Annotated in this window: 20 protein-coding genes; 18 read left to right on the top strand and 2 right to left on the bottom strand. The window is 38.8% G+C overall.

Translation table 11 applies throughout. From position 1 onward, the window contains the following. Positions 1-7 precede the first annotated feature (7 nt). Complete coding sequence (locus ZA05_RS07135; RefSeq protein WP_053990983.1) at positions 8-931, top strand: L,D-transpeptidase; 924 nt, start codon at positions 8-10, stop codon at positions 929-931. A 72-nt stretch (positions 932-1,003) separates the two neighbouring features. Here the strand turns inward: ZA05_RS07135 and ZA05_RS07130 are convergent, their stop codons facing one another. Further along, a complete protein-coding gene (locus ZA05_RS07130; protein WP_053991053.1) occupies positions 1,004-1,615 on the bottom strand; it encodes a fumarylacetoacetate hydrolase family protein in 612 nt (203 codons plus the stop codon). Between the two features lie 147 nt (positions 1,616-1,762). Here ZA05_RS07130 and ZA05_RS07125 point away from each other — a divergent pair, with 147 nt between their 5' ends. Further along, complete coding sequence (locus ZA05_RS07125) at positions 1,763-6,829, top strand: translocation/assembly module TamB (RefSeq protein ID WP_157514583.1); 5,067 nt, start codon at positions 1,763-1,765, stop codon at positions 6,827-6,829. Positions 6,830-6,904: 75 nt separating this feature from the next. Further along, positions 6,905-9,130, top strand: a complete 2,226-nt coding sequence (locus tag ZA05_RS07120) for a BamA/TamA family outer membrane protein (RefSeq protein WP_053990981.1) — start codon at positions 6,905-6,907, stop codon at positions 9,128-9,130. Positions 9,131-9,139: 9 nt separating this feature from the next. Here ZA05_RS07120 and ZA05_RS07115 read toward each other — a convergent pair whose 3' ends face one another. Beyond that, positions 9,140-9,694: a YceI family protein gene (locus ZA05_RS07115; protein ID WP_197276061.1), complete on the bottom strand. Its 555-nt coding sequence runs from the start codon at positions 9,692-9,694 to the stop codon at positions 9,140-9,142. Between the two features lie 222 nt (positions 9,695-9,916). Between ZA05_RS07115 and ZA05_RS07110 the strand changes: the two genes are divergently transcribed. From ZA05_RS07110 to ZA05_RS07040, 15 genes are all read left to right on the top strand, one after another. Further along, complete coding sequence (locus tag ZA05_RS07110) at positions 9,917-10,822, top strand: nucleotidyltransferase domain-containing protein (protein ID WP_053991052.1); 906 nt, start codon at positions 9,917-9,919, stop codon at positions 10,820-10,822. After that, positions 10,797-12,281: a radical SAM protein gene (locus ZA05_RS07105; protein ID WP_231632464.1), complete on the top strand. Its 1,485-nt coding sequence runs from the start codon at positions 10,797-10,799 to the stop codon at positions 12,279-12,281. Before ZA05_RS07110 ends, ZA05_RS07105 begins: the two co-directional genes overlap by 26 nt. Further along, positions 12,274-13,062 (top strand): bifunctional 2-polyprenyl-6-hydroxyphenol methylase/3-demethylubiquinol 3-O-methyltransferase UbiG, encoded by a 789-nt coding sequence (locus ZA05_RS07100; RefSeq protein WP_053991051.1) that lies wholly within the window; start codon positions 12,274-12,276, stop codon positions 13,060-13,062. Before ZA05_RS07105 ends, ZA05_RS07100 begins: the two co-directional genes overlap by 8 nt. After that, the gene (locus ZA05_RS07095) at positions 13,059-14,432 is read left to right on the top strand and encodes a radical SAM protein (protein ID WP_053990978.1); all 1,374 of its coding nucleotides are present in this window, start codon (positions 13,059-13,061) and stop codon (positions 14,430-14,432) included. Before ZA05_RS07100 ends, ZA05_RS07095 begins: the two co-directional genes overlap by 4 nt. Before the next feature lies 1 nt (position 14,433). Beyond that, on the top strand, positions 14,434-15,558 hold the full coding sequence (locus ZA05_RS07090) for a hypothetical protein (RefSeq protein WP_053990977.1): 1,125 nt from the start codon (positions 14,434-14,436) through the stop codon (positions 15,556-15,558). Between the two features lie 4 nt (positions 15,559-15,562). Next, positions 15,563-16,306, top strand: coding sequence for a glycosyltransferase family 2 protein (locus ZA05_RS07085; protein WP_053990976.1), 744 nt, complete (start codon positions 15,563-15,565; stop codon positions 16,304-16,306). A 32-nt stretch (positions 16,307-16,338) separates the two neighbouring features. Next, positions 16,339-17,859, top strand: a complete 1,521-nt coding sequence (locus tag ZA05_RS07080; RefSeq protein WP_053990975.1) for a glycosyltransferase family 87 protein — start codon at positions 16,339-16,341, stop codon at positions 17,857-17,859. 5 nt (positions 17,860-17,864) lie between these two features. Then, positions 17,865-19,022 (top strand): lipopolysaccharide biosynthesis protein, encoded by a 1,158-nt coding sequence (locus ZA05_RS07075; RefSeq protein ID WP_053990974.1) that lies wholly within the window; start codon positions 17,865-17,867, stop codon positions 19,020-19,022. 120 nt (positions 19,023-19,142) lie between these two features. Next, positions 19,143-20,660, top strand: a complete 1,518-nt coding sequence (locus ZA05_RS07070; protein ID WP_053990973.1) for a radical SAM protein — start codon at positions 19,143-19,145, stop codon at positions 20,658-20,660. Continuing rightward, positions 20,661-21,320 (top strand): methyltransferase, encoded by a 660-nt coding sequence (locus tag ZA05_RS07065; protein ID WP_053990972.1) that lies wholly within the window; start codon positions 20,661-20,663, stop codon positions 21,318-21,320. Positions 21,321-21,584: 264 nt separating this feature from the next. Next, positions 21,585-22,625, top strand: a complete 1,041-nt coding sequence (locus tag ZA05_RS07060) for a T9SS type A sorting domain-containing protein (RefSeq protein ID WP_053990971.1) — start codon at positions 21,585-21,587, stop codon at positions 22,623-22,625. A 174-nt stretch (positions 22,626-22,799) separates the two neighbouring features. Further along, a complete protein-coding gene (locus ZA05_RS07055) occupies positions 22,800-23,252 on the top strand; it encodes a hypothetical protein (protein WP_053990970.1) in 453 nt (150 codons plus the stop codon). A 118-nt stretch (positions 23,253-23,370) separates the two neighbouring features. Then, the gene (locus tag ZA05_RS07050) at positions 23,371-24,018 is read left to right on the top strand and encodes an outer membrane beta-barrel protein (protein WP_053990969.1); all 648 of its coding nucleotides are present in this window, start codon (positions 23,371-23,373) and stop codon (positions 24,016-24,018) included. Positions 24,019-24,115: 97 nt separating this feature from the next. Continuing rightward, positions 24,116-24,670: a hypothetical protein gene (locus tag ZA05_RS07045; protein WP_197276060.1), complete on the top strand. Its 555-nt coding sequence runs from the start codon at positions 24,116-24,118 to the stop codon at positions 24,668-24,670. Positions 24,671-24,795: 125 nt separating this feature from the next. Further along, positions 24,796-25,176 (top strand): hypothetical protein, encoded by a 381-nt coding sequence (locus tag ZA05_RS07040; RefSeq protein ID WP_053990968.1) that lies wholly within the window; start codon positions 24,796-24,798, stop codon positions 25,174-25,176. The last annotated feature ends 49 nt before the right edge of the window (positions 25,177-25,225 follow it).

The raw sequence follows: 25,225 nt of genomic DNA, 5'->3' as shown, positions 1-25,225 counted from the left end.
ACACCAAATGAGCTATAAGGTATTGTTTATTTTTATTCTCGGAATCCTACTAAAGAGCTCTCTTATTCAAGAGAAAAATTTCCTTTTGTTACAGCTCAACACCAAACAAGACACAATTTCTCCAGAAAAAGCATGGCGGACTATCAACATTAACCGAGATGTCACCATTGAACACTATTTTAAATATGTGGACTCCCTAGTAAAGCAATACGACTCCTTAACAAATTATCCCTTTACAGAACATCTGTTGATACGTGCCAATCCTTGGGTAATCGACACCCTATTCAACACCGATTACTACCGAATGAAAGCACGTGATTCTTTCGTCTATGACCAAAAGAAAATGATTGTTTTACCCAAGGGAAATACACTTATAGTTCCAGATTCCCTAACCGCCAACAAAATTCTTGCAGCTTTCAAAAACACCCTTATAGATGTGAACATCCCCGAATTCAAACTCCGAATCTATGAAGGCCAAATGAAACTTTATAAATTCCCAGTAAGAGTGGGAAGACGCGAAACAAAATACCTAAAGATGTCGGACAAAATTGAAGACTTGCGGACCAAAACCGGAGAAGGCCATATTGTAGCCCACAATAAACAGCCTCGCTACGTAAATCCCGCCACCAACCACGAATATTTTGTAACCCGACGGGACGACAACCAAGTCACAAAACTGCCCTTGATTCCATTTATAGAAACCGAACTCGATGGTCAGAAATACGGGCAAATGATCCACCCCACAACCAATCCAGTTACTTTAGAAAAAGCCTATTCCAACGGCTGTATTGGCACTCGAGAATCGGATGCATGGATTATATATTACTATGCTCCTATAGGTACAGATATTCAGGTGAGATACGATTTAGAAACAGTCAACAAGGAAGGGGACACCTTGATTTTAAAGGATATTTATAAGAAAAAGAACTAAAACCCTGAATTAAAGCCAACAAAAAAGCCGAACAAATTTGTTCAGCTTTTTACATCTATCTATTTTAAATTTTTACGTCACAACCGTTTCCAAGGTCTTCACCCCCTCCAGAAAAGCCACCATATGATCTCCAGATTTCACCAAGCCAACACCTTTGGCTGGCGTTCCGGTTAAAATAACATCTCCCGGTTCAAGGGTCATAAATGAGGACACTACTTCAACAACCTCTCCCAGTGAATAAATCATTAATGACGAATGCCCAGTTTGCAACACCTCGCCATTGATTTCCAAAGTAAAATTGATATTGGCCAAGTCCTGAAACCCATCCATAGACACAAATTCTCCAAGTGGCGTCGCACCATCAAAGCCTTTTGCCAAAGCCCAAGGCCCCTTGCTTTCTCTACTGGCTGCCAACACATCTTTGGCCGTAAGATCATTGGCAAGGGTAAGGCCTTCAATATAATCGATAGCCTCTTCACTAGATACACTCTTACACGTCTTACCAATTCTAAAGGCCAATTCAATTTCGTACCAAACCTCGTTGGATACTTTTGGCAAATGCAAAGTCTCCCCCGATTTTAGGATACTACTTTCTGGTTTTGTAAAGATGACCGGCATACCTTTTTCCGAAGGCATTTCAGAAAGATCACTGACATAATTCTTCCCTATTCCTATTATTTTCATATGTGGTTTACTGATTAATTTGTATTGCAAGATAAAGAATTTCCCCACACATAAAGCAATAAACCAACCGCCAAAAACCATAATCCCCCCCCTGTTAATTTCCTCTTTAGAAACCAATTAATTACAAAGGAAATAGTATCTTAACACTTGGTTACATTTGTAAGAACAATCTATCAATTGAAGGAAGCACAGACAGCACACAAACCTACACCATCTCCTAAAAAGAAATACCGAGCATTGCGCATTCTAGGTAAATTGCTTTTGGGTATCCTGTTGTTATTTTTCCTGCTCCTCCTTTTTGTTAGAAGTCCATGGGGCCAAGACATCATTGTTGGCAAAGCCGTGAATTTTATCTCCAAAAAGACCCACACCAAAATTGACATTGAAAAACTATTTGTAACGTTTGATGGCGACATCCAATTGGAACAATTCTATTTGGAAACCCCTAAAGGTGACACCCTGATCTATTCCAAATCATTGGAGGTCAACATGCCTCTTTGGGCCTTGATTACAGGTAAAGGGGTTGGAGTTGATGACCTACAATGGGACGGACTGCGAGCCAACATTATCAGAAACGACAGTATTGAAGGCTTCAATTTTCAATTTTTAATCGATGCTTTTGCTTCGGAAGAAGACAACGAAACCGAAAAAGACACGATTTCCCAACCACTCAATTTAGTTCTTGGCAAACTCAATCTTAATGATTTTGACATTGTTTATAACGATGCTGTAACAGGCATTGAAAGCCATTTTGTGTTTAAGGAATTTCAACTAGACATGGATGACACCAATTTGGAAGACATGGTATTTAAAGCTTCGGAATTGCAGCTCAGCGATGCCAAAATCAACTTTTTTCAATCGACCTCATCCCCATCCAGCGAATCGAAAAGTACAACACTTCCTTTTCTCGCTGCCGATGAAATTACCCTAAAAAACGTAATTACCAATTTCGAATCTTCCAGCAACCATATTAAAGCCGAAGCCAACATTGATGAGTTTTACGCAGAACTGAAAGCCATTGACCTTGCACACAATTCCTATAAAATTGGAGACATCAACTTACAGCAATCCAACATTGTGGTTCATACCAACACCAACAATAGTGAACCTCTACACCCCAGTTCAGAAACTACAACTTCTAACGAGTTTAAATGGCCCGACCTAAATATTGCCATTGGCAATATTGATTTTGAAGACAATAGTTTAGGCTATTTTTCAGGAGACAACACACCTCAAAAGGACAACTTTAATCCCAATGCCTTGGCTTTAAAACATGTCAACTTCAAAGCCAATGAGATCTTCCTTAAAGATAAAACTGCGGGTCTTGAACTGGAAACCATCCAATTTCAGGAAGCGTCCGGCATCAACCTAAATGATTTTGGCCTAAAGTTAAGTGCCGATGACCAAAGCCTAAACATTGAACAACTCAACGCTAGCCTCAACCAAAACAAATTAAAGGGATCGCTTGCGATTAGTTATTCTGAATTGTCACAGTTCTTGAACTCTCCAGAACTTTCCACCATCGACTTAAACCTACCCCAAATACAACTAGACCCAAACGATGTTTTTAAATTCCAACCTTCTTTAAAAGACAACCCCTATTTACAAACTGTAAGTCAAAATACAATAAAAGGGCACTTGAACGTGAATGGTACCTTAGCGTCACTAAACATTTCAGATCTTGGCATCAATTGGGGAAAAGACACACAATTAACTGCCAAAGGCAACATTCCAAATGTCACCAACACGGACAGCATTCAGTTTGACATTCCTACTTTTTCGGCAGTAACTACCCGTACAGATCTCATCAAATTTGTTTCTGAAGATTCTCTTGGCATTCAATTTCCAGACAGCATACAACTTACTGGAACCGCCAAGGGCAATTTAAAGGATGTTACAGCTAAAGCCCAACTCAACTCCTCACAAGGGATGGCAAATATAGACGGACGTTATAACAATGAAAGCGGTTTATCTTTTGAAGTTGAAGCCCATATTGACCAGTACAGATTGGACGAACTCCTAAAAAATGAGGAATTGGGGCCGCTTAGCTTAAGCATTACAGCTGATGGCTCTGGCGACAATATCAACCAGCTAAATGCGAATTTCGACGCAGTCATTTCCCAGTTTGCCTTAAAACAATACAACATTACCGATTTAAAACTCACCGGAACTATCGTAGATGGAAGCGGTACTGTGAGTTCGGTATATAAAGACGACAACCTCGACCTTGACCTCAATGCATTGGTCACACTAGACTCTATTGCTCCACAAGCCTCGATTGACCTGAACCTAAAGGGAGCCAACCTCAATGCTTTGGGACTAATGGAACGAAACATCCGCACTGGTTTTCAGTTAAAAGCTGATTTCAAAGGCAATTCCGAAACATTTGATCTAACCTCCAACCTTACGGAAGGCGTTGTAGTTTACGACAATAAATCTTATTTAATTGGTGACCTCAACGCTATTGCACATGTAAGCATCGATACCACTTCGGTTGAAGTCCATAACAAACTTCTAGATGCCCAATTGGCTTCCAACACCAACCCTCAAATATTTAGCAAGGCTCTAAAACATCATATTCAAAGTTACTTTTTTGACGATGTGCGACTGGTAGACACTTTGGAACGTCCAGTAAATTTAACATTCAAAGGAACCATCAATCCATCCTCATTGATGAACGACGTCTTTTTGGTCAACCTCAAAGACCTTGATACCATTAAAATGGCCATGGATTTCAACGAAAGTCCTAAAGTTTTAAATGCGAATATTTCGGCGCCACGAATTAACTATGGCAGTTTTGAGCTAGATAGCCTAGCTTTTTCCATAGACACCAATGTGGATAATTTTGAGTTCGACCTCAACTTTAAAGAATTTACAACCGGCCCTTTAGCCATTCCCAAAACCAGTTTTAACGGCAAGCAGCAAAACAGAGAGATGCTCCTAAAGTTTTTGGCCCAAGATAATGATGAGATACTCATAAATATCGATTCCAAAATCACTTCGAATGACAATATTTTAGAATTGCATACAATCCCCTCAAACCTTACTATCAACAAAGCAGCTTGGAACATTCCAGAATCAAACTTCATCCGCTATAACGACAAAAAGCTAGAATTTCAAGACTTTCAACTCAGCAATAACAACGAACTTGTCGAGCTTACCCACCAACAACCTGATATCACTAAAGACCATGTGGCCATTAATTTTTCCAATTTCAACCTAAACGAATTACTTAGCTACCTCAACCCAAACAAAAGCATTGCTTCTGGATATTTAAATGGTAATCTTGTTTTGGTTACTCCCTTTGAAGAAATGGGATTGATTGCCAATCTGGACATCACAGAACTGAACGCCCTTGACGTCGATTTGGGAAGATTAACCCTAGAAGCCACTCCAAAAGGCAACAACACTTACAATTTCAACACTTCACTAAAAGAAGGCGATGTTGATTTGGATATGACGGGAGATTATATGGCCAGTGAAGCGAATCCAACCATGGATTTAGACTTAACAATCAATTCATTTCAAATGAAGGCTTTGGAAGGTTTTAGTCTAGGCGAGATTTCTGAAACCAAAGGCGAGCTCTCTGGGAGCTTTACCGTAAATGGCCCGACAGAAAGCCCTAATTACCAAGGGCAACTTAATTTTAGAGATGCTGGTTTTGAATTTACTAAGTTCAATGCTAGTTTTTCTATGGACAATGAAACGGTCGCCCTTCAAAACGATTTGATTTCCATGGACATTTTCACCGTCAAGGATGCCAACAACAATATCCTTGTGGTCTCTGGTGATATTGGCACCAACGATTTAGCCAATCCTACTTTCAATTTAGATATAAAGGCAGACAATTTCCAAGTATTGAATGCCTCACGCGAAGACAACGACCTCATATACGGAACGGCCGTTTTTGATGCGGAGGCCAAGTTAACAGGCGACCTTCAAATCCCTAAATTGAACGTAAACGCTACTTTGGGCAATGAGACCGATATTAAATACATTATGCCTTCTGCTTCCGTAAATATGGAACAGCGTGATGGCGTGGTCATTTTTGTAAATCGCGACAACCCCGATGCCATCCTAACCCAAAAAGAGGAAAAAACTGCTACTGTTAAAGGCTTTGATGTCAAAGCCCTTATAAAGGTAGACAAAGAGGCTGCCGTCACCATTATCATCAATGAAAGCACCAACGACAACTTTATGGTTTCGGGTGAAGGCGACTTTAATTTTACGATGAAACCCAACGGACAAATGAACCTTTCGGGAGTTTATGACGTCACAGATGGCCATTATGAAATGAGCCTTTACAATTTGGTCAACCGCAAGTTTGAACTCGCTCCAGGAAGTCGCGTGACTTGGTCCGGGGATCCCTTTGATGCCCAACTGGACATTCGTGCCATGTACCAATTGAAAACTTCGGCGGGACCTTTAATGGCCTCCCAAACTTCCAATGCAGACCCTTCGGTGAAAAGCAAATATCGAGAGGTATTGCCTTTTGAAGTATTTCTGAATATTGATGGCGAATTGATGAAACCTGTCATTTCCTTCGATATCGACATGCCGGAAGACGAACAGGGCGCCATTGACGGGCAGGTGTACGGACGTATCCAACAAGTGAACCGACAGGAAGAGGAACTCAACAAGCAAGTGTTTTCACTGTTGGTTTTGAACCGCTTTTACCCAGAGCCGGGCAGCGACGGAAGCTCAGGTGGAATGGCCACAATCGCACGGGATAACCTTAACGATGCGGTATCCGATCAATTAAATATGTTTTCGGACAAGCTTTTGGGCAATACCGGTTTCGAACTCAATTTTGGCTTGGACAGTTTCACCGATTACCAAGGCAGCACACCCCAAGACCGTACCCAATTGGATATCGCCGCGCAAAAAAAACTGTTCAACGACAGGCTAACAGTGCAAGTAGGAAGCGAAGTTGACATACAGGGCAGCAATCCCGAAGACGAGGAAGCCCCAATCATCGGGAATGTGACGTTGGAATATATGCTCACCAAAAATGGCCGCTATAGGATAAAAGGATTTAGAAGAAATGAATTTGAAAATGTGATTGATGGTCAAACTATGGTAAGTGGTATCGCCCTTATTTTCACCTTGGAATTTAATAAATTCAGTGAGTTTTGGCACGCCCTTGTGCATCCACAACCTAAAGAGGACGAAAATGAAAAGAATGAGAATACAAAAACAGAAACCGACAACTAAAACATAAAGTATAGTATCCACTTGAACACGATTTCAAAATATCGCCATTACTACATCCTACTTTTATCGATTTGGATGGTTCAATCCTGCTCCATTACAAAGCACATTCCTGAAGGCGAACACCTATACACCGGTGCCACGCTTTCAATGGAATCAGATTCTACAATTACAAACGAACCCCTACTCAAAGACGAATTGGAAAAAGTGCTTTTGCCCGAGCCTAACTCCACCTTTTTAGGGATGCACCTAGGCTTATACTATTATTACAAAATGCAAAAGAAACATCCCGGATTTATCAACCGGTGGTTATACAAAAAATATGGAGAGGAACCTGTCTACCAATCGGATGTTGAAACTTCCGAAGTACGGGATCTTATCTTAAACCGATTGGAAAACCGCGGTTTCTTTTACAGTAGTGCCGATTCGGAAATAACTGAAGAAGACTACAAAAGTTCTGTTCATTATACTGCCAGAATTGCACCGCCTTATACCATGGAACGCTATGAATTGGATTCGTTCTCAGACCCCATCCATTCCGAAATTGCAAAAGCCCTTAACAACACCCCATTTAAAAAAGGCATGCGTTTTGACCTTTCCAATTTTGAATTGGAGCGCAGTAGAATTGATGCCGAACTAAAGCAAAAAGGCTATTACAACTTCAACTCGCAGTTTTTAATTTTTGAAGCAGACACCAATCGATACAAAACCAAACGCTTCGATCTTTATCTGCGACTGAAAAAGGAAGTGCCTCAAAAGGCTCAAGTTCCTTACAAAATCACCAAGGTGAACATCTTCTCCAATTATGATTTAGCGAAGGACTCTTTGGTTTCAAACCCTACTAGGTTCAACAACAAAAATTTCATAGAATCGGAATCCTTTTTCAAACCAAAATACCTCGACCCATTTGTCACTCTGGAAGAAGGACAACTTTACAACCCACAAAACTCCAGAAATACTGCCAGAAGACTCTCTACTATAGGCGCCTATAAATATGTGAACATTCAGTACAAAGAAATAGACTCGCTCACTAATGATTCCCTTGGACATTTACAAGCCGATATTTATTTATCGCCGTTGAACAAACGAAGTTTAAGAACCGAACTGCAGGCCGTGTCCAAATCCAACAACTTTGCAGGCCCTGCTTTGGCCATTACCTATACCAACCGTAACATTTTTAGCGGCGGCGAAACCTTTAGTGTGAGTGGAAAATTAGGATTTGAAAAGCAAATTGCCAGTGGCAACAGCAATAGCCTTAACAGTACCGAGTTGGGTATTAAAAGTGAACTTGTAGTCCCTCGCATGCTCTTCCCCATAAAATTTGACGACAATTATTTTAAATACTCCATCCCAAAAACCAAAATGGCTTTGGGCCTTAACTATTTAAGCCGAAGTAATTTGTACGCCCTGCTATCGGGCAATGTAAAGTTCGGATATACTTGGGATGCTAATAAGTTTGTGACGCACGAAATTAACCCTGTCACGGTCAACTATACCCAGCTTTTGAACACCTCTCCAGAATTTGAACAGATTCTGGATGAAAACCCTTATTTACAGGAGAGTTTTGATCAAGAGTTTATTTCGGGGCTTATGTATTCCTTTACATACAACGGCATGGTGAATAACAAAGACAAGCACCAATTTTATTTTAATGCCACTTTTGACATTGCAGGAAATTCGATTAGTTTATTTGGAAAAGATCAAGGCGCCAACCAACCCAAGACCTTTTTGGGACTTGCCTATGCACAATACGCCAAACTGGATCTGGATTTTCATTACCATTTAGACATAGGAAAACAGCAGGTGATTGCCACTAGATTGTTTGGCGGCTATGGATTGGCTTATGGAAATTCAAACATCCTTCCCTTTGTGAAACAATATTATGCAGGAGGGCCTTATAGTGTTAGAGCCTTTAGAATACGCTCTTTGGGTCCGGGAACTTTTAGTGAAGAAAGCGATAATGACGACACCTACATAGATCAAGCTGGAAACATCAGATTGGAAGCCAATATTGAATATCGCTTTCCTATTATTTCCTTCTTAAAAGGAGCCGTTTTTGTGGATGCCGGTAACATTTGGAATTCCAAAGAAAATGAAACCCTTCCTGGAGGAAAGTTCAGCAGCTCCTTTATCAATGAATTGGGAATGGGAGCCGGCATTGGCGCTCGAATTGATATCCAAGGCTTTGTGGTTAGATTTGATTTGGCAGCACCATTTCACGACCCATCCCTACCCGAAGGCGAACGCTATGATTTTAGAATTGACGAGCCTATTTTCAACTTCGCCATTGGCTACCCTTTCTAACTATTAACATCAATCTTTTCGCAACAGGGCATCTACTCCCATTTCGTGTTCATCTTTCACTTTCATCAATGCTTTTGTAGGCGGTTCAAGATTATAATCTGTAATCAACAGCTTCCATGAAGCTTTTAAACGCAGTCCATCCTTTTCCTTGCTAAATTCCAGTGGAATACTTACCTCCTTGGAAGTGCCCGCCAATGTAAACGTACCATTGGCAGTAATGGTTTGCGCCCCCAAAGATACCACATTCAAAGGTTGCTCCAAGCTCCCCTTAAACGTCACATAAGTATGCTCTTCACTTTTCAGCAATTCAAACATGTGTTCATTTCGTTTATTTATTCCCGTATCTATGGAACTCACAGGTATATGAAACTCAAATTCCCCGGTATCAACATCCAAATGTCCTTTTAGTTCTTTAGACTCTCCTGTATAGGAGTTAATGGAAATTTTCGCCTTGAAGAAAGCGGTTCCATTGGCAACATCATAAGTTTGTGATTTCATAACATAACTGCCGAACATCAGGAAACCTATCAACAGTATACGGAGGGTTTTCATATATACTTTCATAATTCGCTTTTGAAAAATTGCTTTATTAAAGTTACGCATAATTAGCTAAAAACCAGATTCTCAAAACATTCACAAACAGCCCAAATCCTAACATAATAAATAGACTACAAGAAAATTAAACAGCTCTCCTCAATTTTTCACTTTCATTTATAGGCCGCAACCCACTTAATAACAAGTCCACAATAATAATTTTTATATATTTAGTGAAAATTGCACGAATATTTGGAAGCCCTTAAAACGATACTATACTTTTCAATTTTCAACTATCCCATTACAAAGGAGGAAGTGTATCGGTTTTCTGGCAACAAGTGCAGACAGGTTATAGATACCCAACTAGAACTGCTTATCTCTAAAAATATCATTTCTCAAAATGACAATTATTACATTTTTGAAACCAATGTAGATTGTATTCAGAGACGACAAAAAGGGAACAAAATGGCTCAGGATATTATGCCCAAAGCCTGTAAAGTTGCCAAATTCATCACAAAATTCCCTTATGTAGAAAGCGTGAGTCTCTCAGGTTCCCTATCTAAAGGGTATTATGATGACGATGGGGATATTGACTTTTTTATCATTACCAAACCCAATCGGCTTTGGATTGCTAGAACGCTACTGATTCTATATAAAAAGTTGTTCTTGTTGAACTCTAGAAAATACTTCTGTGTCAATTATTTCATCAGCAATGATAACTTGCTTATTGAAGAACAAAACAGGTTTACAGCCACAGAACTCCTGACGCTCATCCCCATAACGGGCAAAAAATGTTTTAAGAAGTTTGTTGCAACCAATGCTTGGGCCAAGACCTACCTGCCAAACCTTGACATAGATTATTCCCATAAAATTACCAACATAAAAAAACCGTGGCTTTCAAAAAACATACAAATGATCTGCGATGGGAATTTTGGAGAGATGTTGGATCATTTTTTTAAATCGATTACCATAAAAAAATGGCAATCCAAGTTTCGTCATTTAACAAAGGAGGAATTGCTCATCGCCTTAAAATCGACAGATACGGTATCCAAGCACCACCCTCAAAACTTTCAAAAAAAGGTCATTGATACCCTTAACGAGAAGTACCTTGAAGTAAAAAACGAATTTAATCTTGAACTATCGCCAGAACATGCATGATATCGTTTTTTCACATTCCTATTTCTATCGATTAGATCCTAAACAATGGAAAAACAAAACACCGTTTCCTCCTTTAGGCACCATTTATACGGCTGCATTTTTAAGAGCCCACAATTATAGCGTAGAACTTTTTGACACCAATTTATTAAGCTCTCCTGAAACTCTGGAAGCTTTTTTTAAAAAAACAAATCCATCCTACTTTGTCATTTACGATGACGGCTTCAATTACTTGACAAAAATGTGCTTGACCGCGATGCGGGAAGCGGCTTTTGAAATGATTGCAACAGCCAAAACATATAACTGTACAGCCATTGTGTGTAGTTCGGATGCTACCGATCATTATGAAAAATATCTAGATGCTAAGGCCGATTTCATCATTCAAGGAGAAGGCGAACTTACACTGAAAGAGCTAATAGACACCTTGGAAGCCAAAGAAAACATTAAAGATATTAAAGGCATTGTTTATAGAGAAGAAGGACAAACCATAGTAAATCCAAAACGCCCAGTTACTAATGACCTCGATCAATTCCCTTTACCAGCTTGGGATTTGGTAGATATGGAAGCCTATAAAGCAATATGGGAGTCTGGAGGCAAATCGTTTACTTTAAATATGGCCACTACTCGTGGTTGCCCTTTTAAATGCAACTGGTGCGCCAAACCCATTTATGGCAACCGCTATAATACGCACTCGCCCGAGTACATTGTAAAACATATTGCCCACCTAAAAGAAACGTATGGAGTTGACCGTTTTTGGATGTGCGATGATATTTTTGGACTTAAACCCAATTGGGTTCAGGAGTTCAATGAAAAACTTAATGAAGCCCAACTGTCCATTTCCTATTACATCCAGAGTAGAGTAGATTTATTGCTTCAAGCAGATACCATTGAAGCTTTGGCTGAAAGCGGTCTTGAAGAAGTTTGGGTGGGTGCCGAAAGTGGCTCGCAAAAGATCTTAGATGCCATGGACAAAGGCATTACAGTACAACAGATTTACAAAGCCTCCAAACTTTTAAAAGCAAAGGGAATTAGAGTCGCTTTTTTTATACAGTTTGGATATTTGGGAGAAACCAAGGAAGATATCCAAAAAACCATCGACATGATCAAGGAATTGCAGCCCGATAATTTAGGAGTTTCGGTTTCCTATCCCCTTCCGGGCACAAAGTTTTATGATAAGGTCAAAGACGACTTGAAACTAAAGGCCAACTGGACAGATTCCGATGAATTAGCCATGATGTTCCAAGGAACTTTCAATTCCAAATATTATAAAAAATTGCACCGATATGTGCATAAAGAATACCGAAAGAGCCAAGCCGTTCAGAACTTTAAATCCTTGCTAAAGCAACCATCCAATCTCTTTTCGTATTCGAAATTGCGATCCATGGCCTTGTATTTTTACTATGCCCCAAGCTCCAAACTAGATGCCTTTCAACTTCAAAACATGCAACATAAAAATGCATAGTGATTTTGATAGCGCTGCGGCCAGTTACGACCAAGACTTTACACATTCCCAAATTGGGAAGCTTCAAAGACAACAAGTCTACGACTTTCTTTCAACCAAAATTCTTAAGGATGGAATTCCATTAAATATTTTGGAACTGAATTGCGGCACGGGTGAAGATGCGCTTTGGTTAGCTAATATGAACCATCAGGTAACAGCTACCGACATTTCCAATGAAATGCTTCAGCAAGCCAAAAGCAAAGGCAATCTGCCCAATCTCAATTTTCAATTACTCGACATCAATAAACTGAAAGAATATCCTTTTCAAAGCAAATTTAATTTGATTTTTTCAAATTTTGGAGGGCTCAACTGTTTATCAAAACCACAGCTAAAACAGTTTTTTGAACAGGCAGCCCATCTATTGAATTCCAACGGAAGCCTTGTTTTGGTCATGATGCCCAAACATTGCCTTTGGGATAAGTTCTATCATTTCGCAAAGGGCCAATGGTCCCAAATGAATCGAAGAAACAGGCCAGAAGTTGTTCCTGTTAACGTGAACGGAAATTCTGTAAACACTTGGTTTTACAACCCTAAAGAAATTGTATATTTAACCGAACAGCATTTTAAATGTGAGCATATGTATCCTGTTGGCCTGGCGGTTCCACCATCCTTTTTGGAGCCATTTTTCAGGAATAAAAAGGGAGTTTTAAGCCTAATGGCCAAAACGGACAAAAGCTTGAAGCACTTTAAAGGACTCGCCAAATATGCCGATCATTTTATCATGGAACTCAAATTGAAATGAAGATTCTTTTAACACATTCCTATTTTCTAAACGAGGACGAAAAAGAGGCCAAAATTATGAAGCCCTATCCACCATTGGGGCTTCTGTATATTTCAGCCTATTTAAAAGAACACCAGCTTGAGCATTCCGTTTTTGACAGCACCTTTTCTTCATTCAAAGAACAACTGGATTACATTAAGGAACAGCAACCAAAAATAGTTGCGATTTACACCAATTTAATGACCAAAATCAACGTCATTAAATGCGTGAAGCTTTTAAAACAGCATCCCGATTATGGCTTTCCAAAAATAATACTAGGAGGTCCCGACATCACCTATAACTGTGAAAACTATCTCAAAACGGGCGCTGACTATCTAATCATTGGAGAAGGCGAACAATCTATGTTGGAATTGAGCGAAGCTATTCTCAACCATAAAGAAACAGAAACCATTCCCGGCATTGCTTTTCTGAAGAATTCAAAAGTGATCACGACAGTCTCTAGAGAAAAAATAAAAGATTTATCAATCCTTCCCATCCCCAACAGAGAAGCTATTGACCTCCATCCGTATTTAACTACTTGGAAACAATACCACGGCAAAAGTTCCATGACGGTGAGTACCCAAAGGGGCTGTCCTTATACTTGCAAATGGTGCAGTACGGCCGTGTATGGACAAAGTTATAGAAGGCGTCCTGCTAAATTGGTGGTTGAAGAACTAAAACTACTCAAGGAAACCTACAATCCAGACGCCATTTGGTTTGTAGATGATGTGTTTACCGTGAGCCATAAATGGATGAAGGAATTCCACAATGAAATGAGGGCTCAAAACTTCAAAATTCCTTTTGAATGTATCACCAGAGCAGAACGCTTAACCGATGACATTCTTGAAATTCTAAAAGATTTGGGATGCTTTAGAATTTGGATAGGTGCCGAAAGCGGCTCGCAAAAAATCATTGAAGCCATGGACCGTCGGGTGGATGTCGATGTTGTAAAAAGTGCTATTCAGAAAACAAATGCCCTTGGCATGGAATCGGGGACGTTTATCATGATAGGCTACCCTGGTGAGGAAGAAGAGGATATCAAACAAACCATTAATTATTTAAAGGAAGCCAGCCCAACACATTTCACCATTACTTTGGCCTATCCCATAAAAGGCACGAGCCTTTACAACGAAATCCAAGACAACATTATCACACAGCCCGATTGGGAAACCTCAACAGACAGAGACATTGATTTTAAGCGCACTTACAGTAGAAATTACTACAATTACGCCCTTAAATATATTGTGAATGAATTGGCGTTTCATAGAAATATGCCTACAAATAAAGTGAAAGCATTCAAACACAAATCAAAAGCTCTGATCGCCAATAGCATAATGCAAATCTCCAAATAATATGAAAAGAATCTTATTTGTACTTGCCCTAACCTTATGCTTGTCATGTACAAATGATTCCTATTCCGATTTAATTTCTGTTGAAACCACCCTCCCTCTTAAATGGAACAAATCGTATAACGATGATTCCATAGACAAAGCTAAAATAGGTTTGGAATGGACACTGTCTTATCTAGGCGCTACACTTCCCCATGAAAATTCCGGAATCAGTATTGAGGGCAACATCATCATTATTGATATCATGAAATTAGGTTTTGAAGGTTTTGCCGAACAAAAACTATTGCAACTTTTAGAGGTTCTAAAAAACTCTTCAGAATACCAACAAACCAACACTATCGATTTGGGACGTTTTGTTTCGCTGCTCCTTGGCGCCTCCGAACATTACTATCAAATTGTCGGTACACCAGAAACCCTTGATGAACTTTTGCAACCTTACCAACTCTTACCCGATAGGGGCTATATTGACAATTCCATTATTTCCAACCAACATCGTATCATTGAATTTTCAGAGTTGGACAATTTAAAACAAGTATTCGTTTCCAAAGAAATCGATCCTAATACTGGAACTATTTTAGAATACGAAACCATAGAACTTATTGCAAACGGACAAATACGCTTTGGTATTTTTGATGCCAACGGCTTCCGAAAAAGTAGTGCCTCCCCTAACCATACAGCCGCTGGCAAACCTGCCAAATGCATGTGGTGCCACGAATCATCCATCAACCCAATGTTTACACCACAAAATGATTTCGAGGGATTTTTAGGATATGATGAGCTGCAAAATGTATTACTGACTTACAAAAGCGAACATCTACAAAACAGAGAAATCTTGACTCCAAATGGTGTGAACTTTAACGAAACTCAGCAGCACACACTAACAGAATTACTTTACATCTCATTTATGGAACCCTCGGCCGAACGATTGAGCAGAGAATGGAATTTACCACTTTCGGAAGTAGAAAATCTATTGTCTGGTTTGGACACACACATCTATGATGAATTTCCTTTTTTGGGAGACCTCTACCACAGAGCAGAGGCAGAAAATTTGGCCCCCTTTAGCGGGATTCCAGTTTCAGGAAACGTGCGGGAGCCTTCAACTATGGAAGTAAATTATTTAGATTTTTAAACCTATGTTGAACGGAAAAAAAATAGTCGTCATCCTTCCTGCATACAATGCCGAAAAGACATTGGAACAAACCTATGCCGAAATTCCGTTTGACATTGTGGACGACGTTATTTTAACAGACGACTGTAGCAACGATCGAACTGTGGACATTGCAAAATCTTTAGGAATTTCCCATATCATCAAACACAAAAAAAACAGGGGCTACGGAGCAAATCAAAAATCGTGTTACAACAAGGCCTTAGAAATTGATGCCGATATCATCGTGATGCTCCACCCCGATTATCAGTACAGCCCAAAATTGATTCCCTCCATGTGCGAATTGATTGTAAACGATGTGTATGATGTGGTTCTGGGAAGTCGGATTTTAGGTAAAGGGGCTCTTGAGGGTGGCATGCCGTTGTACAAATATATTTCCAACAGGTTTCTGACTTTAATTCAAAACATTTTAATGTCACAAAAGCTATCGGAATACCATACCGGTTATCGCTGTTATGATGCTAAATCCTTGAGAATGATTAATTACAACCGTAACTCTGATAATTTTATTTTTGACAACGAAATACTGGCTCAATTATTTGATCAAAACATGAGGATTGGTGAAGTTTCATGCCCCACCAAATACGACGAAAGTTCCTCTTCTATTAATTTCACAAGAAGCGTCGTGTATGGATTGGGATGTCTTAGAGTTTCCATCACCTATTTCCTGCAGAAGCATACACCTTTAAATTTTAAGTTATTTACAAGTTGAAAAGGACATTTCTATATATCATCCCTTTGATCATGGTTTGCCTATATGTTTTAGCAAAGTCCTTTCAATTTGAAATTCATGATTTTGCCAATTACTATTTTGGAAGCACCATGTTAAGGGACGGAACTTTTGGTCCAGATACTTACTTCCCTAAACAATTCAATCAGTATGTTTTTGATTTAGGATATCCCAATCTGTTTTTAAGTTACGCCCCCAACACCCCATTCCTGGCACTTGCCTTTCTCCCCTTCACATTAGTACCTCTTTTGATTGCCAAGCTCATTTTTAACAGTATCAGTATTGCTTTACTGTGCATTTCTATATTTCGGTTACAGAAGATTTATAAATTCGATTCTATCTTTTTATTACTTCTTCCAATAGTTTTTTTTATTCCTATCAAAAACAACATCCTATTTGGACAGGTGTATTTACTATTGCTCTTCCTGCTCACAGAGGGCTTTATAGCCTATCATCAAAAACGCTTTCATACAATGGCATTGCTGTGGTGTTTTGCCATAGCCCTAAAGGTATTCCCAATCATTCTTTTAGGCTTTTTATTATTCAGAAAGGAGTTTAAAGCCTTAGCACACCTCATCGGATGGGGACTCCTTTTTATCATTGTTGGCCTATTGATTTTCGGATTAGATTTTTGGGGTTTCTATATTTCTGAAGTTCTATTTAAAGCTAACAATGGGGAAATAGCAGGTGCCTATGTAAACAATTACCAATCGATGTATATGTTTCTCAAGCGCCTATTTGTGTACCATTCATTTGAGAATACATCTGTATTGTTCAAAAGCTTTTCATTATTCAAAGCATGCCTATTAGCTTTCAAAATAGCCATCTTAGGTTCTTTGATCTATATCACAAAACAAGCAAAAAATAGCTTATTGGTATTTTCTCTTTGGTTATTGGGTAGCATTCTCATTTCGCCCTACGGCAGCACTTACACGTTCCTATTATTAATGCCATTGTACTTAGCTATATCACAGATTAGGGCCTCCAATGCATTCAAAATCACCTGTGCATTTCTGCTATTTTCTATTTGCAATAGCGGTTATTTCCAGATTGACATCTTTCCTTTTAACTATTTGAGATTATGCCTTCTACTCAGCTTGACAGGAATGATCCTATTTCATCTAAAAACGGTCATCAACTTTAAAACATTAGGCATTGTTGTTGGTGTATTTTTTGGCTTGGCATTTTTTATCAGTTCCAAACCTCAATCCCATTCAACCATCTTAAACGTTAAAACTCCCATCTTAACCTATGATTTCGAGCTAAAAAACGACTCCTTGTTTTATGAGTTTTGGAACAAGTCGGGAGCACAAATAGAAAGCTTGGCTTTTCCATTTCAAACAGTAGATTCTTTAAGCGTCACCATAAAAGACAACCAACTATTTTTAGGGAACCAACAATTGACAAACAATCATTCCAACAAACTAAAACCAGTAGTTGTTGATGGTAGAATTCTATATTTAAGTGATGAAGGGCAGGGCATTGGATTTTACAAACTTCGTATCTTACCAACTGGAGCGATCAACCAAGAGTAACCTTTATGCGAAAACTCAAAACAGCTGGCATTAATACCATTCGAGGGTTCCTATCTCCCGCCTTAAATTTTGTAATTGCGGTGATAGGAATCAAACTCTTTGGCAAGACGGATTGGGGAATTACCATAGACATCTTGCTATGGATTTATTTGGTATTGATTATAGCTAGTTGGGGCAATAAAGAATGGTTACTGCGCAGCTATAGCAGAGCTCCTTCCAAAGTGCAGGAACTTTTCGCAAACAATCTCATCAGTAGAAGTCCCCTTTTACTTTTAAGCCTCGTATTTCCTTTCATCTTTGACTTCTATACTGGATTGTTATGCATTCTTTTAAGTATCATCCTTTTCCTAACTGCCAGTTTCGAAAGTTTGATTATCCATTATCAAAAATTCAGCTTACAATTAGTTACAGACCTCGTTGCTTTTGTAATTACAGCAGGTATTCTCTTTTTGCTTCCGCAATTCAACATACTTCATGTTCTTATCCTTTACACAATAGTCAACCTCATTAAACTCCTTATTCTCGCAAAAGCATTGGATATATTTCATTTCAAAACTGAATTCTCTTGGTCCTTTGAACCTCTCAAATACAGCTTTCCATTCTTTTTAATGGCGTTTGCAGGATGGTTGGGCAGTAAAATAGACATGTATTTGGTGACCTTATATTTACCAAAAAGCGATGTTTCCGAATATCAATTATTGAGCAACTCTTTCTTGATGCTTGTTGCAGGATATGCCTTTATCATTACCCCCTTCACCAAGCATATTTACCGCATTTCACTGGATTCCCTCAATCGCATCAAACAAAAACTGAGTTTTATGACTTTGCCCTACTTGTTATTGGGAAGTTTATGTATTTGGTTGGTTATGGAACTTATTCTGAAACTCAACTTAGACATTAACTACTATTATCTTTCTGCCATTAAAACCTTGTTTCCCCTCCTATTCTATATGGACATCATGATGCTGAACAAACAAAATCAAGAAAAAAAAGTCACCCTTATCATTTTTATAGGGCTCTTTATTAATTCACTATTGATTCTATTATGGATAAAAGGCTATGGTATTACCGGTGTGTTGGCTGGAGGTTGTATTTCAGGAATAATATCACTACTAATTTACAAAACACTAAATAGGAAGCTTACCTATTCTTATATAAACTAATAAAAATATAAAACAACATAACCAAAATCACTATTGTCCAAAATTGGAATTTCTCAGATTGACTATCTTTATGGAATCTATAGGGCCAATCCTTGATACATAACTTAACTAACTTCATTTATGCCACAAAAAATTCTCATATTCAATCCTCGTAGTGCCAATGCCAAACACCGCATCCCCAATTCCATTTTGCAGGTAGGTGCAGCCATTCACGGGACGTATGATTATGTATTTGTAGATGGCAATTTGGAGAGTGCCCCTTGGAGCACTATCGAAACCTATTTCAAAACAGGGGATTTCAAATTCTTTTGTGTTACTGTCATGCCTGGCCCGCAGTTGAAACAGGCCATTCCTTTTTCAAAAAAGATAAAGGAAGAATTCCCAAACAGCATCACTATTTGGGGTGGTTATTTTGCCTCCAACCAATATGCGGCATCTCTTAACTCTGGTTATGTAGACTATATTATCAATGGACCTGGCGACAATGCCTTCCCTGAATTGATGAATTATTTAATTCAGAAAAAAGGGCAATTAGAGGACATTAAAAATCTGATTTACAAAGACAGTAACAACCATACTATTCAAACTTCCAAGGAGGCCCTCCTTGAGCAAGATAGTTTACCCGCTTTGCCCTACGATTTCCTTAACAGTTTTTATCCTCTTCAAAATTACTTAGGAAAAACCTTTTTGGGCAAAAGAACCTTTTCATACCACTCTAGTTTTGGCTGTCCGTTTACTTGTTCGTTTTGTGCGGTAGTTCCAATCTACAATGCCCGTTGGAAAGGTAAATCGGCTGAAAAGATTTATGAGGACGTGTCCTATTTTAAAAAGCACTACAACATTGATGCTATAGAATTTCATGACAACAATTTTTTCACTTCAAAAAAACGGGTCGTAGAGTTTTCTAAACTCATCTTGAACGATGGCATTTCTTGGTGGGGAGAGGGCCGTATTGATACCATCAACCAATATTCCGACGAGGATTTAAGGCTAATGAGGAAGGCCGGTTGCAAAATGATCTTTTTGGGAGCAGAAACAGGCAATGACGAGATCCTAAAGCAAATGGACAAAGGTGGTAAACAAAGCGGCCAAATGATCAAGGATTTTGCCAAACGAATGAAAGAAGTAGACATCATCCCTGAAATGTCTTTTGTTCTTGGGCTGCCCGCCGATTCTGAAGCACAGGTAATGGCCCAAATAGATTGGGACATTGAATTTATAAAAGAAATCAAGACAATCAATCCCGATACCGAAATCATCATTTACCTATACAGTCCTGTACCCACCGAAGGATCAAAGCTCTACCAAAAAATATTAGATGCCGGCTTTTCATTTCCCCAACAGCTGGAAGATTGGATATCACCTAGTTGGGAAAACTTCGATTTACGAAAAAACCCTTTGACCCCTTGGCTCACCCCGAAGATGGTGGATAAAATCAAAAATTTTGAAACCGTACTGAATGGCTACTATCCCACGGTATCTGATTTTAAAATAAAAGGCTACAAGAAGAGCGTACTGAAAGCTTTTTCGGCATTGCGCTACAAAAATGGGCTGTACCATTACCCTTATGAAATTAAGGCACTCCATAAATTGTGGAAATACCGCCAACCAGAAATTGAAGGCTTTTACCAAGAATAGATGCGAAGATACCTCAAAAGACTAATAGATCCTTTAATAGGCTATGGCTTTCGAGCCTACCATTCCAAACCTCGTCGTTACAGCTACAAAGGCCTTACCGTAATGGTCCACCCCGAGGTATTTCCACCGCATTTTACGCTAAGCACCAAAATACTGATGGACTATATAAGCGACCTAACGTTGAGCGGAAAATCCTTATTGGAATTAGGTTGTGGCTCAGGTATTTTATCTTTATTCGCAGCTTCCAAAGGCGCCAAGGTAACTGCTAGTGATATCAATCAAGAAGCCCTAAAAGGACTTGAACAGGATGCCGAACTCAACCAACAAGAAATAGAGCTCATCGAGTCTAATTTATTTAAAAATATTCCTCACTCGGATTTCGACTATATAATCATCAATCCGCCATATTACCCAAAAGATCCAAAAAACAATCAAGAAAAGGCTTGGTACTGCGGTCAGGATTTTCAATACTTCAAAGCGTTATTTCCTGTACTAAGTAAATATTGCACTCCCCAAAACAGCATCTTAATGATTCTTTCCCAAGACTGTCCACTAGATTCCATTAGAGCTATTGCTTCTCAAAACGGTTTTCAATTACAGCCCGTTCATTCCAAAAAGATATGGGGAGAGACTTCGACAATTTACACCCTGATTAAATAACATCTAAGGATTACTAAAGTTCCTGAATAGAAAACTTTACAAAGTAGAGCCATTGTTTCTATCATTGCCTATTTCATAAAACCAATCCCAAAAACATTGTAAAACCAACATTACTAAAAACATTTAAATTGCTCATTTTAATCCATTCAACTAACTGTTTATCAATTATTTATATTAAATTTATAAAAAATATCTCCTTAGGTTAATTACCGTACCAATCATAAAAAACTTAACACCAGCATATGAACCTTTAAATTGCTGTCTATGAAACGCTTTATTATCCTTACATTAGTTTTGTTATTAGGTAGCTCTAAACTTATTAGCCAACCTACCAACATCGCCACCGATTTAAGCACCCCGTACCGATTGGCCATTCATGGCAACGACCTGTATTTTACCCAACTCACGGGAAATACCATTTCCAAAATAGACCTAAGTACTGCAGAACCGTTAACCGTAACATCATTTTTGTCGGGATTAAATACCCCAAAAGATATAATGATTATTGGAAACGAACTTTATTTTACGGTTGCCAGTAAAATTTCTAAAATAGACCTTACCGATACATCCCAAAATATTATAGACATTGCAACAGGCCTCAATGGTCCTGATGGGCTAACTTTATATGGAAATGACCTCTATTTTTCCACCGGCAATAAAGTTGCTAAAATAGATCTCAACGCTACTAATCCAACAGTAATAGATGTGGCTACAGGCTTTGAAACTCCAACGGATCTATTATTAAACGACTCGATTTTATTTGTTGCAGAGCAATACGGCGATAAAGTTTCAAAAATGGATCTGAGCACATCACCACCAACAGTAACTGACCTTGTTACCGGATTGGGAACACCTGTAGGGCTATTGCTGCATGCGAATAACCTTTATATTGCCAATTTCTTTGGGTCTTCCATAACTAAAATATCACTCAATGATGCCACACCCTACGCTACCAATTTCTTAACCTCTATTAGTGGTCCATCCTCGATGGTACTCCACGATAACGATTTGTATTTCACTCAAGCTTGGGGAGGTATTATTTCAAAAATTAATTTTAATGCGCTTTCAATAACTGAAACCAGCAAAGCTACCTCCATTAGCTTATACCCAAATCCAGCATCCAATTATATTCGAATTTCTGGACTATTATATACAACCCAATACGCAATCCATAGTGTATTAGGCACTGAAATAAGTCAAGGATCAATTACAAATAATGAAGAAATAGACATACACCAACTACGAAAAGGTCTTTACTTCTTGAGTTTCGACAATGGCCACGTCTTTAGGTTTATTAAAGAATGAAATAGTCCCGTTACTTCCTCTAACAATTATAGCTTAAAACAACTTCATTAAAAAAGATTGGTTTTTACAGCTTCTATTAACCTTTTCTTAATCAGAAACAAAATAGCTTCCATTGCATAAACACTTTTAACAAAAATCCCCTATATTTCAGCAATCAATTTCAAATCAACCAACATGGAATCAACCGAATTTACTCTTATGTGGCTACTCCTTATAGGGGGCATTATTTTTATCTTTCTATACAAAAAACTCACCAACAATCCAGATGCCATCACCTGTAAATATAGAGGAAATAAAACTTTAGAAGGCAAAGCTTTGGACAACCTAGAAATCGTAAAACAGGCCTTAAAAGATTGTCATTTCAAAAGTGTTGGCGTCGATAAGGACACTCTAAAATGCTATGCTCAAACCTCCTTTTCCATGTCTTCCTTTTCCGAATATATTGAGGTAAGCCTTAAGGAAGTAGACCAGCATACCGAACTACACTTCATCTCTATTTGCGCCCTGCCCACCCAAATATATGATTGGGGCAAAAACAAACGCAACTACAAAAAATTCATAAAGGCCTTACAGCCTTTACTGCCTCCAACTATAAAAGATTATACCACAGAGCGTCTTTCTGCCTAAGAGAAAATTTAAACAAGCTTTCAATGTATATTTTGTAAGAAATTCAATAATTACTTACAATAATATTTACATATTACAGTTTATAACAGCATTGTAAAATCTTTTAACCAACCAATTCATGAAAACGCTAAAACTTCTTTTTGTATTACTTTGTATTGTATCTAGCCAAGTTACCCAAGCCCAAGAGGACATAACAGAAAACAAACAAGAGGACAAATCTTTTAGGTTTAACCTTATTGCCTACGGAGGTATCGGCTATGGCATTATAGAAAACGATAACGAACCTAACTACAATCTTAACACCAATACCGGCGACATCCTGTTAAATTATCGCTTTTCCAAAGCCTTTGGGGTGGCCACAGGTATTGGCCACAGCCAGTTAACAGGCAATGGTTTTAATAGTTTGGGCAATTTTTACCATAACAGAACCCTTCTTAAAATTCCATTATCCCTCACTATGAATTTACCAGTTACGGAGAAATTTGCAATGGTGATGCAATTAGGTTTATATGCACAAACCGTAACCAAAGACGAATACCGTTATCTGAACTTTCATCAAAAAGACCTTTATGATGGGTGGAATTTTGGATCGCAAATAACAATTGGCTTCCTTTATGAAATTTTTGATCAATATTATGTAGGCCTCAACTATCTAGGGCAGGGCGATTTTTCCAAGTTAAGTTCCAACAATCACCCCACCATCCACGACAAGCAAAAACAAGAAAGTTTCAATTCTATTGGCATTACATTTATGTTTGATATTTAATCATGTCCCCTGTAAGGCTGTTCGTTCCACAAACAATTCCCCTTGCCATAACAACTTTGTTTTTATAAATTGCCGATTTACAAAACTCAACAAAACTATGAAAACTACCAACCAAATTGTAAAGCTCCCTGTAAAGCAAAGAATCTTAATGGGAATCCTTTCCGGAGGCATATATGCAGTATTCCTTTTCTTCTTCAATTTCTTTTTTGAAGAACCACTCTTTAAACCATCAATGTTACTCCTTTTAGGTGTAGGTTTTGGGCTATTCACATCCATTGGACTTCCATATGTATCTCAAAAGTTTGCTAATAAATTTACGACTTGGACAAGCCATAGCATTCAACTCCCCCTTTCAGCAAACGAAGAATTACTTTTGGAAGGCCCAGCCAACCTTTACCGCGGTATCGAACCTGTTGGAGGCAAACTGTTTGCTACCAACCAACAATTGGTATTCATTTCGCACAAATACAACATCCAACGCGGGCAAACCAACATTGCCTATAAAGATATTGCCAGCATTACACCTCGTAAAACGGCCAAAATAGTTGATAACGGCCTGCGCATTACCACGCACAAAGGCAAAAAATATGACCTTGTGTTAAACGAGCGCAACAAGTGGCAAGAGGTAATCACTCCCTTTTTGGAAGCATAAACCCATGCAATTTTCTTACAAAACAATACAATGGCATAGTGTTTGAGAAACCTCTATCTGTTGAAAAGCATGGTGCCTTTCAACCATAACACACAATCATTTATTAATTAAAAAACAACATGTTTATGAAACACATCACCATGGTACTATTGGTCTTTATGAGTATGCTTAGCATCAATTGCTCAAGCGATGACGACAACAGCAGCGACACCCTTGCCTATGAAGGCGAATGGAGCGGCACCTATACTGGCGCACAGGACAACGGCAGTTGGACCATGCAAATAAATACCGATGGTACCGTAAGCGGTACTGCAACTTCGGAAGTATTTAATGGCACCTATACCGTGAGCGGCTTTGTTCAAGAAAATGGTGACCTAACTGCTACGGTAGGAAATGCCAGCAGTGGCGCCCTTTTTACAGGGCAGTTGGATGGTAGCAACGCCTCCGGCACCTGGAACAACACTACCGCCAACATGAGCGGAGAGTGGAGCGGTACCCAACAATAAATTTTCCCCAATATCCAAATGAAAAGCACGTATACGGTTTAAATTGTAT

This window comes from Mangrovimonas sp. TPBH4, from assembly GCF_001280505.1.
Lineage (GTDB): Bacteria > Bacteroidota > Bacteroidia > Flavobacteriales > Flavobacteriaceae > Mangrovimonas_A.
Note: the sequence above shows the minus strand (reverse complement) of the source record. Positions and strands in the feature narration are given on the sequence as shown.

Coding starts and splice junctions, on each gene's coding strand:
- ZA05_RS07135 (WP_053990983.1), top strand. CDS start 8: ATGAGCTATAAGGTATTGTTTATTTTTATTCTCGGAATCCTACTAAAG.
- ZA05_RS07130 (WP_053991053.1), bottom strand. CDS start 1,615: ATGAAAATAATAGGAATAGGGAAGAATTATGTCAGTGATCTTTCTGAA.
- ZA05_RS07120 (WP_053990981.1), top strand. CDS start 6,905: ATGGTTCAATCCTGCTCCATTACAAAGCACATTCCTGAAGGCGAACAC.
- ZA05_RS07115 (WP_197276061.1), bottom strand. CDS start 9,694: ATGAAAGTATATATGAAAACCCTCCGTATACTGTTGATAGGTTTCCTG.
- ZA05_RS07100 (WP_053991051.1), top strand. CDS start 12,274: ATGCATAGTGATTTTGATAGCGCTGCGGCCAGTTACGACCAAGACTTT.
- ZA05_RS07095 (WP_053990978.1), top strand. CDS start 13,059: ATGAAGATTCTTTTAACACATTCCTATTTTCTAAACGAGGACGAAAAA.
- ZA05_RS07090 (WP_053990977.1), top strand. CDS start 14,434: ATGAAAAGAATCTTATTTGTACTTGCCCTAACCTTATGCTTGTCATGT.
- ZA05_RS07085 (WP_053990976.1), top strand. CDS start 15,563: ATGTTGAACGGAAAAAAAATAGTCGTCATCCTTCCTGCATACAATGCC.
- ZA05_RS07080 (WP_053990975.1), top strand. CDS start 16,339: ATGGTTTGCCTATATGTTTTAGCAAAGTCCTTTCAATTTGAAATTCAT.
- ZA05_RS07075 (WP_053990974.1), top strand. CDS start 17,865: ATGCGAAAACTCAAAACAGCTGGCATTAATACCATTCGAGGGTTCCTA.
- ZA05_RS07070 (WP_053990973.1), top strand. CDS start 19,143: ATGCCACAAAAAATTCTCATATTCAATCCTCGTAGTGCCAATGCCAAA.
- ZA05_RS07065 (WP_053990972.1), top strand. CDS start 20,661: ATGCGAAGATACCTCAAAAGACTAATAGATCCTTTAATAGGCTATGGC.
- ZA05_RS07060 (WP_053990971.1), top strand. CDS start 21,585: ATGAAACGCTTTATTATCCTTACATTAGTTTTGTTATTAGGTAGCTCT.
- ZA05_RS07055 (WP_053990970.1), top strand. CDS start 22,800: ATGGAATCAACCGAATTTACTCTTATGTGGCTACTCCTTATAGGGGGC.
- ZA05_RS07050 (WP_053990969.1), top strand. CDS start 23,371: ATGAAAACGCTAAAACTTCTTTTTGTATTACTTTGTATTGTATCTAGC.
- ZA05_RS07045 (WP_197276060.1), top strand. CDS start 24,116: ATGAAAACTACCAACCAAATTGTAAAGCTCCCTGTAAAGCAAAGAATC.
- ZA05_RS07040 (WP_053990968.1), top strand. CDS start 24,796: ATGAAACACATCACCATGGTACTATTGGTCTTTATGAGTATGCTTAGC.